The sequence below is a fragment of the Achromobacter sp. SX5 genome (genome assembly GCF_056711425.1).
In genome coordinates this window covers 3,301,851-3,314,666 of the sequence record NZ_CM160041.1, presented here as the reverse complement: position 1 = coordinate 3,314,666, position 12,816 = coordinate 3,301,851, and the positions used below count along the sequence as shown (strand labels likewise).

The 12,816-nt window shown below is 68.4% G+C and carries 12 protein-coding genes; 6 read left to right on the top strand and 6 right to left on the bottom strand.

From position 1 onward, the window contains the following. Nucleotides 1–804 carry a FadR/GntR family transcriptional regulator gene (locus AC1M14_RS15560; RefSeq protein ID WP_102771794.1) on the bottom strand — a complete coding sequence of 268 codons (804 nt, stop codon included), beginning with the start codon at nt 802–804 and terminating at the stop codon, nt 1–3. Between the two features lie 244 nt (nt 805–1,048). Here AC1M14_RS15560 and AC1M14_RS15555 point away from each other — a divergent pair, with 244 nt between their 5' ends. Together AC1M14_RS15555 and AC1M14_RS15550 are read left to right on the top strand one after the other, a co-directional pair. After that, a complete protein-coding gene (locus AC1M14_RS15555; RefSeq protein WP_102770812.1) occupies nt 1,049–2,482 on the top strand; it encodes an aldehyde dehydrogenase family protein in 1,434 nt (477 codons plus the stop codon). A gap of 96 nt (nt 2,483–2,578) precedes the next feature. Then, nucleotides 2,579–3,283, top strand: a complete 705-nt coding sequence (locus AC1M14_RS15550; RefSeq protein ID WP_479729962.1) for a riboflavin synthase subunit alpha — start codon at nt 2,579–2,581, stop codon at nt 3,281–3,283. A gap of 11 nt (nt 3,284–3,294) precedes the next feature. Here AC1M14_RS15550 and AC1M14_RS15545 read toward each other — a convergent pair whose 3' ends face one another. Genes AC1M14_RS15545 through AC1M14_RS15535 form a run of 3 tightly spaced genes read right to left on the bottom strand, consistent with a single transcriptional unit; the run spans nt 3,295 to nt 6,689 of the window. Beyond that, nucleotides 3,295–3,816, bottom strand: coding sequence for a 2'-5' RNA ligase family protein (locus AC1M14_RS15545; RefSeq protein ID WP_479729961.1), 522 nt, complete (start codon nt 3,814–3,816; stop codon nt 3,295–3,297). 53 nt (nt 3,817–3,869) lie between these two features. Then, the gene (locus AC1M14_RS15540; RefSeq protein WP_102770815.1) at nt 3,870–5,363 is read right to left on the bottom strand and encodes a M81 family metallopeptidase; all 1,494 of its coding nucleotides are present in this window, start codon (nt 5,361–5,363) and stop codon (nt 3,870–3,872) included. Nucleotides 5,364–5,387: 24 nt separating this feature from the next. Next, complete coding sequence (locus AC1M14_RS15535; RefSeq protein WP_479729960.1) at nt 5,388–6,689, bottom strand: MFS transporter; 1,302 nt, start codon at nt 6,687–6,689, stop codon at nt 5,388–5,390. Between the two features lie 183 nt (nt 6,690–6,872). Here AC1M14_RS15535 and AC1M14_RS15530 point away from each other — a divergent pair, with 183 nt between their 5' ends. Together AC1M14_RS15530 and speG are read left to right on the top strand one after the other, a co-directional pair. After that, nucleotides 6,873–7,787 (top strand): LysR family transcriptional regulator, encoded by a 915-nt coding sequence (locus AC1M14_RS15530; RefSeq protein WP_102770817.1) that lies wholly within the window; start codon nt 6,873–6,875, stop codon nt 7,785–7,787. Between the two features lie 45 nt (nt 7,788–7,832). Continuing rightward, a complete protein-coding gene (gene speG / locus AC1M14_RS15525; RefSeq protein ID WP_102770818.1) occupies nt 7,833–8,417 on the top strand; it encodes a spermidine N1-acetyltransferase in 585 nt (194 codons plus the stop codon). A 21-nt stretch (nt 8,418–8,438) separates the two neighbouring features. Here speG and AC1M14_RS15520 read toward each other — a convergent pair whose 3' ends face one another. Then, entirely contained in the window at nt 8,439–10,814 is a 2,376-nt protein-coding gene (locus AC1M14_RS15520; RefSeq protein ID WP_479729959.1) for a heavy metal translocating P-type ATPase, read from the bottom strand. A gap of 114 nt (nt 10,815–10,928) precedes the next feature. Between AC1M14_RS15520 and cadR the strand changes: the two genes are divergently transcribed. Together cadR and AC1M14_RS15510 are read left to right on the top strand one after the other, a co-directional pair. Further along, on the top strand, nt 10,929–11,363 hold the full coding sequence (cadR, locus tag AC1M14_RS15515) for a Cd(II)/Pb(II)-responsive transcriptional regulator (RefSeq protein ID WP_111825566.1): 435 nt from the start codon (nt 10,929–10,931) through the stop codon (nt 11,361–11,363). 114 nt (nt 11,364–11,477) lie between these two features. Beyond that, nucleotides 11,478–12,071: a nitroreductase family protein gene (locus AC1M14_RS15510; protein ID WP_111825335.1), complete on the top strand. Its 594-nt coding sequence runs from the start codon at nt 11,478–11,480 to the stop codon at nt 12,069–12,071. Nucleotides 12,072–12,131: 60 nt separating this feature from the next. On the opposite strand, the gene AC1M14_RS15505 is transcribed toward AC1M14_RS15510, so the two are convergent. Beyond that, complete coding sequence (locus tag AC1M14_RS15505) at nt 12,132–12,725, bottom strand: MarR family winged helix-turn-helix transcriptional regulator (protein ID WP_479729958.1); 594 nt, start codon at nt 12,723–12,725, stop codon at nt 12,132–12,134. Nucleotides 12,726–12,816 lie beyond the last annotated feature (91 nt).

Sequence of the window (12,816 nt, the reverse complement as noted above, 5' to 3'; positions counted from 1 at the left end):
TCAGTGTTCCGGGCCGCTGTTGAGCATGCGGCTGCGGGCTTTTTCGATATGGGCGCGCATGACGTTGCGCGCGCCTTCGGCGTCCTGTTCCTGGATCAGCCGGTAGATGTGGCGGTGTTCGTCGATGGCGGCGCGGGTGCGTTTCCAGGGCTCGCTGTGGACCAGGTGGCGCATGACGTTGACCGCGTGGCTGACGTCGTATTCCAGCGATTTCAGCACCTGCACGAAGCGCTGGTTGCCGGTGGCCGCGGCGATGGCGCGGTGGAATCCGTAGTCGTGGTGGTGGGCGATGGCGCCGGAGGCGTCGGCTTCTTCGTAGCCGGTCAGCATGCGGTCCATTTCGCCCAGGTCGTCGGAAGTGCGGCGCAGCGCGGCCAGGTAGGCGCATTCGGGCTCGATCACCATGCGCAGCTCCAGGCCTTCGAGGATGTGGCCGACCCGGCGGGCCGGGTCGACCGCGGGCATGCCGCCCATCAGGTCGGGCTTGGCGCGCACGTAGGAGCCCGAGCCCCGGATGGAGTCCACCAGCTGGTCTTCGCGCAGCCGGTCCAGGGCCTGGCGCACCACGGGGCGCGAGACCTCGAAGAGGGCGGCCAGTTCCAGTTCGGTGGGCAGTTTGCTGCCGGGCGCGATCTTGCCGGTGGCGATTGCGTAGAACAGGCTTTCGTAGACGCGCTCGGCGAAGCGTTCGGCGCGCACGTAGCCCAGGCCGGACGCCACTTCGGCCAGCACGTCCAGTTCGGGACGGGGGCGGTTGGCGGCTTCCAGCAGCGAGGCCAGCTGCGGGTCGCGCACGTTGCTTATCGGCACGCCGCGGGTGCGCGCCGGATCGGGTTTGTCAGTGGCCATAACAAGTTTGAGGCGGTGCTAAGCCGTTGGAATGTTAGGGATAACCCGAGATGACGGAAAAATATCCTGACTCTTGGGACAAAGGCTGTCAATTCAATTGACAAGTTTTTGGCGGCTCTCATAATGGGATCTGATCGCTCGATCCGATCGCTCACCATTTCGCAACCGGCCGTCCGGCCGCTACTTTACTCCGCACATCGTGACTCAGAAGAACTTTATCGCCAACCAATGGGTGGCGGCCGCTACCGGCGAAACCATAGATGTCCTGAACCCGTCCGATGGCAAGCCGTTCGAGGCGATTGCGCGCTCGGGCCAAGCCGACGTGGACCGCGCCGTGAAGGTGGCGCGCGAGGCTTACGAAGGCGAGTGGGGCCAGATGGCGCCCGCCGCGCGCAGCCGCCTGCTCATGCGCATCGCGTTCGCGCTGCTGGATCGCCAGGAAGAACTGGCGCAGCTGGAATCGGCCGACACCGGCAAGCCCATCAAGCAGGCGCGCGCCGACGCCGCCGCGGTGGCCCGGTACTTCGAGTTCTATGCCGGCGCGGTCGACAAGCTGCACGGCGAGACCATTCCCTACAACCCGGGCTTCACCGTGCTGACGGTGCGCGAACCGCACGGCGTCACCGGCCACATCGTGCCCTGGAACTACCCGCTGCAGATCTTCGGCCGCAGCGTGGGCGCGGCGCTGGCCGCCGGCAACGCCTGCGTGGTCAAGCCGGCCGAAGACGCCTGCCTGTCGCTGCTGAAGCTGGCGGAGATCGCCGCCGAGGCGGGCCTGCCCGCCGGCGCGCTGAACATCGTCACGGGTTACGGCCACGAGGCCGGCGCGGCGCTGTCGGCGCATCCGGGCATCGACCATATTTCCTTCACCGGCTCGCCGCAGACCGGCAAGATGGTGGCGCACGCCGCCGCCGAGAACCACGTGCCGGTCACGCTGGAACTGGGCGGCAAGTCGCCCCAGATCGTGTTCGACGACGCCGACCTGGACGCCGCGCTGCCGGTGCTGCTGGGCGCCATCATCCAGAACGCGGGCCAGACCTGCTCGGCCGGCAGCCGCGTGCTGATCCAGCGCGGCGTGTACGAAACCGTGCTCAAGCGCCTGTCCGAGGCCTTTGCGGCCACGGTCACCGGCCCGGCCGCGGCCGACCTCGACGTGGGCCCGCTGATCAACGCCCGCCAGCAGGATCGCGTGCGCGGCTTCGTGAGCGAGGCCGAAGCCGCCGGCATGAAGGTCGCCGCGCGCGGCAAGCTCAAGGAAGGCACGCCGGAGGCGGGCTTCTACCAGCCGCCGGTGCTGTTCCGCGACGTGCCGTCCGACAGCCGCCTGGCGCAGGAGGAAGTGTTCGGCCCGGTGCTGGCGGCCATGCCGTTCGACACCGAGGAAGAGGCGCTGGCCATCGCCAACGGTACGCTCTACGGCCTGGTGGCCGGCGTCTGGACCCGCGACGGCGGCCGCCAGCTGCGCCTGGCCCGCAAGCTGCGCGCCGGCCAGGTGTTCATCAACAACTACGGCGCCGGCGGCGGCGTGGAGCTGCCGTTCGGCGGTTCGCGCCAGTCCGGCTACGGCCGCGAAAAGGGCTTCGAGGCCCTGTATGGCTTCACCACGCTGAAGACCATCGCCATCAAGCACTGAGCCTGTAATCCGCAGGGCCGCCGCGGCGGTCCCTGGCAAAATATCGGTTAACGTTGATGTTTTGCCAGGGGCCGCCGCGCCCGCTTCAGGATTCACATGTTCACAGGAATAGTCCAAGGCACCGCGAAGATCGCCGAGATCTCCGACCGCGAGGGCCTGCGCACGTTTACGCTCGATTTTCCGCCCGGGTTCTGCGTGGACCTGGCGGTGGGCGCCAGCGTCTCGACCGACGGCGTCTGCCTGACGGTCACCGAGCTGCTGGGCGAGAACCGGGCCCGCTTCGACGTCATGCAGCAAAGCCTGGCCATCACCACGCTGGGCGGCCTGCGCACGGGCGACCGCGCCAACGTCGAGCGCGCGGCCAAGGACGGCGCCGAGATCGGCGGCCATCCGCTGTCGGGCCACGTGGACTTCACCTCCGAGGTGCTGACGGTGCAGTCCTCGGACACCAACCGCCTGATGCGCTTCAGCATTCCCGCCGATTTCCGCAAGTATGTTTTCGCCAAGGGCTATATCGCCATCAACGGCGCCAGCCTGACGGTATCCGAGGTCAATCGCGCCGAAGGCTGGTTCGAGGTCTGGCTGATTCCCGAAACCCGCCGCATGACGGTGTTCGAGGACAAGCAGGCCGGCGATTTCGTCAATATCGAGATCGAGCGCAGCACCCAGGTGGTGGTCGACACGGTGCGCGAAACCGTGCAGGAAAGCCTGGGCAAGCTGCAGCCGCTGCTGGAAGCCATCCTGAAGGAAAAAGGCCTGACGCTGGAGGATTTCGTCAGCCCGCAGGCCAGGCTGAAATAACCCGGGCCGCTTCAGCCGCCCAGCGGATACGAGACCAGGTCGGTCAGCACGCTGTTCTCCAGCGCCGCCACGGTCAGCCGTTCGACCGAGCCGCGGATTTCCAGGTCGCCCTGGTTCAGCTCGTCGCACAGGGATTTCATCAGGGCGCGGTTGCTCGATGAAGCGACCGCGATGTGCGGCACATAGGGAAGGTCCAGCCGCAGCGTAGGCGCCAGCAGTTGGCGGTACAGGGCGTCATGCAGGCGCGACAGCTGGCTGTAGCCTTCGTCGGGAACCAGGTAGGCATAGGCCTGCGCCGCGTCGCCGGCCAGCATGGCGTAGCGGCACGCGAAGGCGATGGGTCGCGCCGCGCGGGCGGTTTCTTCCACGTGCTTCAGGTAGGCATGTTCGTCGATGCCGGCGCTGCCGAACGCCATCGTGAAGTGCGCCTTGGCCAGCCGGTGCTGGCCGTCGTGCTGTTGGCGGAACGCTTCGATGAATTCGGCGTCCGGCCCGGACAGGCGGGGATAGGCGAGCGTGAGGATCTTCTTCATGCCGCCAGTCTGCCATCGCCGGGCGCGTACGCCAATCCGGCGGGCGTCGGCCTTCAGTAAGAGAAGGCCGGCCCCAGCGGCCGGATGCGCATGCCCGGCTGCAACCGGGTCCAGGGCAGGTCGGCGGGGTCGGCCTGCATGGGGCCGGGGGCCTTGGCCACCAGCACCTCGTGCGCGATGGGCTGGAAGTCGGCGCGGAAGTGCACCGAACTCTTGACCACCAGGATGCCCATTTCCTCGGGCTGCACGCCGCCGACGCGGAACAGGTTGCGGTCCAGCATCTGCGACTTGGTGGCGCTGACCACCACGCGCACGCCGCCGATGCGCAGGCCGGCCACGCCTTCCAGGTCCACGTCCATGCCGTTCATCATCGGGCCGTCGAAGCGCAGCTTGCCGGCCGACAGGGTCTCGACCGTGAATTCCCCTTCGAACGCGGCGTCGCCGGCCACGCCGGACTGTCCGCCCAGCTTCAGCCGGACCCGGTTGCCCAGCCCGGCCTCGGTGGCCAGGCGCACGGCCTCGGGGTCGTAGAACAGGCCCAGCGCGGCGTTCTGCGCGTCGGCCTCGACCAGCGCGCGCAGCATGCCGGTGGTGTTGGCGTCGCCGCCCGCACCGGGATTGTCCTGCGTGTCGGCGATGACCACCGGACGCGAGGCGCCGGCCGCCAGCGCTTGCGCGCGGCGCACGGCCTCGGCCGGCTCCAGGAAGTCGGGCGACCATTCGGGCTCCAGCTCCAGCACGCGCCGGTAGAGCATTTCGGTTACGCGCTCGACCGCGGCGGGGTCGGTGCCGTAGGCCCACACCACCGGGCCGCATTCCGGGAAGTCCGCGGCCGGAAAGCCCGGTGCGAACGAGATCGAGGCCACGCCCGGCGTCTGTTCCAGCTGCGCCAGCAGGTCGTAGACGCCGCGGGACGGCTCCAGCAGCGTGCACATGCCGTTGATCGGGATCAGGAAGGGCAGGCGGCGCTCGCTGCGGCACCAGGCGGGGCCGGCGGCGTTGCGGGCCTGCAGCAGCCGCGCCGCATGCGCGCCGGTGTCGGCCATGTCCACGTGCGGATAGGTACGGAACGCAGCCAGGCCGTCGGCGGCCTGCAGCATCTGCGCGGTGACGTTGGCATGCAGGTCCAGGCTGGCGATCACCGGCACGTCCGGCCCGACGATGGCGCGCATGCGGGCCAGCAGCTCGCCTTCGCCGTCGTCCAGGTGCTGCGCGACCATGGCGCCGTGCAGGTCCAGGTAGACCGCGTCGTAGCCGCCGGCGCGCGCCGCGTCCAGGATCTCGCCGGCGATACGCTCGTAGGCGTCGCGGGTCACGTGGGCCGAGGGGCTGGCGCCCGCCCAGATCACGGTCTGCACGGTATGGCCCTGGGCCAGGACCGCGTTGATGAAGCCGCCGGCGGGAATATTGACCTCGCGCAGGGCCAGCATGTCCTCGCCGCGCACCATGGCGGGGAAGCCTTCGCCGCGGACGAAGTTCTCGTACCCGGCCAGCGACGGCGCGAAGGTGTTGGTCTCGTGCTGAAAACCGGCAACCAGTATGTGCATGATGGGTTTCCTGTGGGTTGGAGCTCAGGCGCCTGCGGGCGCGGGACGGGGCGGGCGGTTCACCAGCAGCAGCAGGGCGCCGGCCACCAGCAGGGCGGAGATGACGTAGAGGCCGCCCGCCAGCGAGCCGGTGACCTGCTTGGACCAGCCGATGATCGAGGGGCTGAGGAAGCCGCCCAGGAGGCCGATGCTGTTGATGAGGGCGATGCCGCCGGCGGCCGCCTGGCCCTTCAGGTACTGCGACGGGATGGCCCAGAATACCGTGTATGCGGCCCACATGAAGCCGGTGGCCAGCGTGATCGCGGTCAGGGAAAGCGCGAATTGCGTCGGCGCGGCGGTGGCCACGCACAGCGACAGCCCGGCCATCAGGGCGGGCGCCAGGGTGTGCCAGCGCCGTTCCTGCATGCGGTCCGAGCTGTGCGCGAACCACAGCATGAACACGGCCGCGGCCACGTACGGAATGGCCGAGTACAGGCCGATCTCCATTGTGTCCTGCACGCCCGCCAGCTTCAGCAGGGTGGGCAGCCAGAAACTCACGGCGTAGATGCCGCAGATCAGGCAGAAGTAGGTCAGCGCCATGCCGTAGATGGCGGGGTCGCGCAGCACCTGCGAGAAGGCGTGCTTCTGCTGCGCGCCGCGCGTGTCCAGGTCTGCGGCGAGCAGGGCCTTTTCCTCGGCGCTGAGCCAGCGGGCCTCGGCCGGCCGGTCGTCCAGGAAATAGAAAGCCACCGCCCCGAGCGCCACACAGGGCAGGCCTTCGAGCAGGAACATCCATTGCCATCCGTCCAGGCCGTGCGCGCCCGAGAAGGCGGTCATGATCCAGGCCGACACCGGCCCGCCCACGATGCCGCCGATGGGGCCGGCCAGCATGACCACCGCCATGACGCCGGCCATGCGCGACTGCGAGTACCAGTAGGTCAGGTAGAAGATCATGCCGGGCGCGAAGCCGGCTTCGAACACGCCCAGCATGAAGCGCAGGACGTAGAAGCTCCATTCGCCCTGCACGAACAGCATCGAGGCCGAGGTCAGCCCCCACAGCACCATGATGCGGCTGATGGTGCGGCGCGCGCCGATGCGCGTGAGCAGCAGGTTGCTGGGCACCTCGAACAGTACGTAACCCAGGAAGAAGATGCCCGCGCCCAGGCCGTAGACCGCGTCGGAAATGCCCACGTCCTGCTGCATCTGCAGCTTGGCGAAGCCGATGTTGATGCGGTCCAGGTAGGCGAACACGTAGCACAGCAGCAGAAAGGGCAGCAGGCGCCAGGTGATCTTGCGGTACAGCGGGGCCAGGCGCGGGTCCGCGCCCGGCGTGGTCGGATTTGGCATTGCATGTCTCCTCGCGCGGGTCTGCGCCCGCGATGGATGGGGATGGCGCCGGAACACCGGCGCCGCCATTATTGGAAGATCACGCGTTGCAGACAATAACCGGAAAGATGAATTATCGTTGCCTGTTGGGCAACACAAGCCCGGTCATTGCGGCGCATCGCCAGCGCAGGGGAACAAGGGGATATGCAGGAAATCAACCAGGTCCGCCTGAAGTACTTCCACGAGGTCGTGGCCTGCGGTTCGATACGCGGAGCGGCCGACAAGCTGGACACGGCCGCTTCCGTCATCAGCCGCCAGATCCAGCTGCTGGAAAAGGAGCTGGGCGTACAGCTTTTCGAGCGGCGCCCGCGCGGGCTGGCGCCCACCGAGGCCGCCGACATGCTGCTGGAGTACTACCGCGGCTGCCGCGCGCAGCAGGAACACCTGAACGCGCGCCTGCAGGAATGGCGCGGCATGCAGAGCGGCAGCGTGCAGCTGATGATCAGCGAGGGTTTCATCGACAGCCTGATGGAGCACGTGGTCGGCCCGTTCTGCATCGAGCATCCGCGCATCAAGCTCAGCGTGGACGTGGGCTCGGTCAACGAGGTGGTCGAGGCGGTGGCCAGCGACGCCGCGCACATCGGCCTGGCCTACAACCCGCCGGTGGACCCGCGCTTGCGCTGCCGCGCCAGCCGCAAGCACCCGGTATGCCTGATCGCCGGGCGCGGCCACGCGCTGGCCGCGCGGCGGGCGCCGCTCACCATCAACGACATCCTGCCGTATCCGTTCGCGCTGATGGCTTCGCCCTACGGGCTGCGCCAGGCGGTGGACCTGCTGGAATTCACCGAGCGCGTGCACCTGACGCCCAGCCTGACCACCAATTCGCTGCGCGTGCTCAAGCAGTACGCCATGACCGGCGCGGGCGTGACGCTGATGCCCAATCTCGGCGTGCACCATGAACTGGCCAGCGGCGAGCTGGTCGCCATTCCCATCGAGCATCCGATCCTGAGCGCGCCCGAATGCCAGGCGCTGCTGCGCCTGGGACGCCCGCTGTCGTCGGCCGCCAACGAGGTCATGCGGCGCATCGCGCTGCGGCTGCCGGCCTTCGCGCTGCCGTGACGGCAGGGCGCGCGGCATACAATGGATCGACTTGCGGAGGTAAACATGTCGGTCACATCCGATATCCGAATTCGCCCCCTGGAGCGCGGCGATCTGCACTTTGTGCACAAAATCAACAATAACGACGTCATCATGCGTTACTGGTTCGAAGAGCCCTACGAGGCCTACGACGAACTCGTCGCACTGTACGACCGCCACCTGCACGCGCAGAACGAGCGGCGATTCATCATCGAGCACGACACCGGCCAGCCGGCCGGCCTGGTCGAACTGGTGGAAATCGACTACATCCACCGGCGCGCGGAATTCCAGATCATCATCGCGCCCTCGTACCAGGGCCGGGGCTACGCCAAGGCCGCGACCCGCATCGCGGTGGGCTATGCCTTCCGCGTGCTGAACCTGCACAAGGTCTATCTGGTGGTCGACAAGGACAATCGCGCCGCCGTCCATATCTACGAGCGCTGCGGCTTCACCATCGAAGGCCTGCTGAAGGAAGAGTTCTTCTCCAACGGCTCCTATCGGGACGCCTATCGCATGGCGTTGTTGCAGAAAGACCATCTGCGCGAGAACGGACCGGGTGCGCCGGACGCGCCGGTGTTGCGCGACTGGCCGCAGGAAGAGCAGGCGGGTTAGGCCTGCTCGTGGCGACAGCCCCTACCGCGCTCCGACAGGCGCCGCCCGCAACAGCCGCAGCCCGTTGAACACCACCAGCAGGCTGGCGCCCACGTCGGCGAACACCGCCATCCACAGCGTGGCGTTGCCGGTCATGGCCAGCGCCAGGAATACCGCCTTGATGCCCAGCGCCAGCACGATGTTCTGCACCAGCACGCTGTGCGTGGCGCGCGACAGGCGCAGGAAGGTGCCGATCTTGCGCAGGTCGTCGTCCATCAGCGCCACGTCGGCGGTCTCGATGGCGGTGCCGGTACCGGCCGCGCCCATGGCGAAGCCGATGTCGGCGCGGGCCAGGGCGGGGGCGTCGTTGATGCCGTCGCCCACCATGCCGACGCGACCGCCGGCGGCCAGCTTGCTTTCGATGGCGCTCAGCTTGTCCTCGGGCAGCTGGTCGCCGCGCGCCTCGTCGATGCCAACCTGGCGCGCGATGGCCTGGGCCGTGTGAGTGTTGTCGCCGGTCAGCATCAGCGTGCGCACGCCCAGGGCATGCAGGTCGGCGACGGCCGCGGCGCTGGTGGGCTTGACGGTGTCGGCCACGGCGGCCAGCGCCAGCACGCGGCTGCCGTCGGTCAGCGCGATCACGCTCTTGCCCTGGCGTTCCAGCTCGCCCATGCGGGTTTCCAGCGCGTCGCTGGAAACGCCGGCTTCGCGCATCAGGCGCAGGTTGCCCAGCTGGTAGGTCACGCCGTCGACCACGCCGGACACGCCACGCCCGGCCAGCGCCGTGAAGCCGTCGACGTCGAGCAGGGTCTTGCCGGCCTCGCGCGCCGCGTTGGCCACGGCCAGCGAGACCGGGTGGTCCGACCGCGCGGCCAGGCTGGCGGCGACCAGCGCGGCGGGCTGGCGGCCGGCGCCGGCGGGTTCCCAGTCCAGCAGGTCGGTCTGCACCGGCTTGCCGTGGGTCAGGGTGCCGGTCTTGTCCAGCGCCAGCCATTTGAGGTTGCGGCCTTCTTCGAGATAGACGCCGCCCTTGACCAGGATGCCGCGCCGCGACGCCGCGGTCAGGCCGCTGACGATGCTGACCGGCGTTGAGATGACCAGCGCGCAGGGGCAGGCGATGATGAGCAGCGCCAGCGCGCGGTAAATCGCGTCGAACCAGGGCTGGCTCCACAGCAGGGGCGGCACCACGGCCACCAGCAGCGCCACCACCACCACGGTGGGCGTGTAGATGCGCGAGAAGCGGTCGATGAAGCGCTGGGTGGGCGCGCGGGCGCTCTGGGCCTGTTCCACCGCGTGGATGATGCGCGCCAGCGTGGTGTTGCCGGCCGCCGCCGTGACGCGGTATTCGAACGAGCCCGAGGCGTTGACGGTGGCCGCGTAGACCGGGTCGTCCTGCGCTTTTTCCACGGGCAGGCTTTCGCCGGTGATGGGCGACTGGTCCACCGCCGAGCTGCCGCTGACGATGATGCCGTCGGCGGCGATGCGCTCGCCCGGCCGGACCCGCACGATATCGCCCGGTTGCAGGCCGGCGGCGGGCATCACGGCCCAGCTGCCGTCGGCCTGGCGCACCGTCGCCGTTTCCGGCGCCAGGTCCAGCAGTCCGCGGATGGCGTTGCGCGCCCGGTCCAGCGAGCGGGCTTCGATCAGTTCGGCCACATTGAACAGGAACATCACCATGGCCGCCTCGGGCCACTGGCCGATGAGCACGGCGCCGGTCACGGCCAGGCTCATCAGCGCGTTGATGTTGAGGTTGCCGTTGCGCACGGCGATCCAGCCCTTGCGGTAGGTGCCGATGCCGCAGGCGATGATGGCGGCCACGGCCAGGCCGGCGGTGACGGCCAGCGGCCAGCTGGCGAAATGCGAAATCTCGGACATCGCCGCCAGCAGGCCGGCGCCGCCGATCTGCCACCAGTTGACCGGCTTGGCCGCGGGCGCGGCTTGCTGCGGCGCGTCCGCGGCCAGCGGCTCGGGGGTCATGTCCAGCGAACGGATGGCGGCCATGATGCGGTCCAGCGCGCCTTCGGCGTGTACCACCGTCAGGACGCGCTGCATCAGGTTGAAATCCAGCGCGTGCACGCCGTCCATGCCGCCCAGCTTCTTGCGGATCAGCGTTTCCTCGGTGGGGCAGTCCATCTGCCCGATGCGCAGGCGCGCCAGCGCCTGGCCGGGGCCGGCGACGAGCGTGGCCGCGCCGCCGCCAGACAGCGTGAAGGGCTGCGCCGCGTGGTCGTGGCCGCAGCAGGCGCCGGCGGCATGGTCGTGCCCGGCGTGGTCATGCCCCGGATGATCGTGGCCCGGGTGATCGTGACCGCAGTGGTCATGTCCGGCGTGATCGTGGTGCGAGTGATCGTGTCCGGCATGGTCATGGCCCGCATGGTCGTGCGCGTGGCCATGTGCATGTTCGTGTTGCTTGACCATAGGTAAAGACATCGCCTTCTGCCTTGAAATATGCTTGGTGACGCTATTGCACACCTTGGAGTTACTATAGGGTCAACCCCTCATTACGAAACGGACATGATCCAGGAGGCAACCATGCGCATAGGCGAACTGGCCACGGCCACCGGCACCACGGTCGAAACCATCAGGTACTACGAGCGCGAAGGGCTGTTGCCGGCCCCGGAACGGGGCCTGAACAACTACCGCAGCTACGGCCAGCCCCATCTGGAACGGCTGCGGCTGATCCGCAACTGCCGGGCGCTGGACATGACGCAGGACGAGATCCGCGCCATCCTGTCGCTGGCGGACAATCACCAGACTGGCTGCGGCCCCATTAATGAGCTGTTCGACGAGCACATCGCCCACGTGGACGCGCGCATCGCCGAGCTCACCCAGCTCAAGTCCCAGCTGGCCGAACTGCGCCAGCGCTGCCTGTCGGCCCGGCCCGACGCGGAGGACTGCGGCATCCTGCACGGTCTCAGCGAAATGCAGGTCGAAGAGCGCCAGGAACGGCATACGCACCTGGGCTGAAATCCGGGCCGAACCCTCCCGCCATACCCTTGCCGCGTGGCGGGGGATCGGCGCGCGCGCCGCGCCCATCGCGTACTATGAGAATATGTTTCTTTCCTATTTGCGCAGGAACCCATGACCCTTACCCAGACCGCCACGCCGCTGCACGCCCTGACCTCCCGCCGTTCCTTCAAGTTTCTGCGCGCCCCGGCGCCCAAACCCGAGGAACTCGAACAGATCCTGCAGGCCGCCATGTCGGCGCCCGACCACGGCGCGCTGCGTCCGTGGCGCTTCGTGGTGATCCGCGGCGAGGCCATCGGCAAGCTGGCCGACCTGGCGCTCGACGCCGTCAAGCGCAGCGGCGATCCCCGCATGACGCCCGAAAAGGAAAAGTCGGTGCGCGAATGGATGGCCGGCGTGCCGCTGTTCGTTGCCGTGGCGCAGAAGATCGCGCACGACAACACCAAGATTCCCGAGCAGGAGCAGCTGCTGGCCACCGGCGCGGCCACCATGAACATGCTGAACGCCGTGCACATGCTGGGCTACGCCGCGTTCTGGAGCACCGGCATCGGCACTTACGTGGAAGACGTGCAGAACGCGCTGGGCCTGGACGCGCTGGATTACCGTTTCCTGGGTTTCCTGGCCATCGGCACGCCGGCTTGCGCGGTGCCGCCGGCCAACCGCCCGGATTTCCGCGAGTTCGTCACGGAATGGAACGGCCCGGCCTGATCGGCCAGCCCGCCACGAACCGGCCCGCTGGGCCGGTTTTTTCATGCCCGCGGGCAAGCCTCAGGCCTGGGCCTCGGCCTCGGGCGCGCGGCCCAGCTCGGGAGCGTTGACCACCAGCATCCGGCTGAGCAGGCGCGCCAGCACCTCGCGCTCCTGCGGCGTGAACATGGCCAGCAGTTCCTGTTCGGCGCGCGCGTGCGCAGGCATGGCCTTGTCGGCCAGGTGCCTGCCCTTGGTGGTCAGCGTGACCAGCACGCCGCGGCGGTCGGCCTTGTCCACCTCGCGGCGCACCAGGCCCTGGCCTTCCAGCCGCTTGAGAATATTGGACAGCCCGCCCGAACTGCACAGCAGCCGCGCCTGCAATTGCGAGGGCGCCAGACAGTAGGGCGCGCCGTCCACCCGCAAGGTGGTCAGCACGGCGTACTCGATGTACTTCAGGCCGTAAGGCTCCTGCGACGCGTTGATGGCGCGCAGCACCACTTCTTCCAGCCGGATCAGCCGGCCCACGACTTCCTTGCCCGAGCTGTCGATGTCCGGCCGTTCGCGCCGCCATTGGGCAATGCCGCGGCCGATGAGGTCGTCGTCGGGGTCGAGATGGGAATAGGGCGCGGCGGTGTCGGCCGCGGTCTGCGTAGGGGTGTCGCGATGCTTCATGGATGCGTCCGGGATCGCCGGGTCTGTCCTGTCTGGAGAAGCATTTAACGCATTCCCGCCAGCCTTTGCAAGCAGCGTGAAAACCCTCATT

Excerpts from the sequence above, each read along its gene's own strand:
- AC1M14_RS15550 (WP_479729962.1), top strand. The coding sequence starts at position 2,579 with ATGTTCACAGGAATAGTCCAAGGCACCGCGAAGATCGCCGAGATCTCC.
- AC1M14_RS15545 (WP_479729961.1), bottom strand. The coding sequence starts at position 3,816 with ATGAAGAAGATCCTCACGCTCGCCTATCCCCGCCTGTCCGGGCCGGAC.
- AC1M14_RS15540 (WP_102770815.1), bottom strand. The coding sequence starts at position 5,363 with ATGCACATACTGGTTGCCGGTTTTCAGCACGAGACCAACACCTTCGCG.
- AC1M14_RS15535 (WP_479729960.1), bottom strand. The coding sequence starts at position 6,689 with ATGCCAAATCCGACCACGCCGGGCGCGGACCCGCGCCTGGCCCCGCTG.
- AC1M14_RS15530 (WP_102770817.1), top strand. The coding sequence starts at position 6,873 with ATGCAGGAAATCAACCAGGTCCGCCTGAAGTACTTCCACGAGGTCGTG.
- speG (WP_102770818.1), top strand. The coding sequence starts at position 7,833 with ATGTCGGTCACATCCGATATCCGAATTCGCCCCCTGGAGCGCGGCGAT.
- AC1M14_RS15520 (WP_479729959.1), bottom strand. The coding sequence starts at position 10,814 with ATGGTCAAGCAACACGAACATGCACATGGCCACGCGCACGACCATGCG.
- cadR (WP_111825566.1), top strand. The coding sequence starts at position 10,929 with ATGCGCATAGGCGAACTGGCCACGGCCACCGGCACCACGGTCGAAACC.
- AC1M14_RS15510 (WP_111825335.1), top strand. The coding sequence starts at position 11,478 with ATGACCCTTACCCAGACCGCCACGCCGCTGCACGCCCTGACCTCCCGC.
- AC1M14_RS15505 (WP_479729958.1), bottom strand. The coding sequence starts at position 12,725 with ATGAAGCATCGCGACACCCCTACGCAGACCGCGGCCGACACCGCCGCG.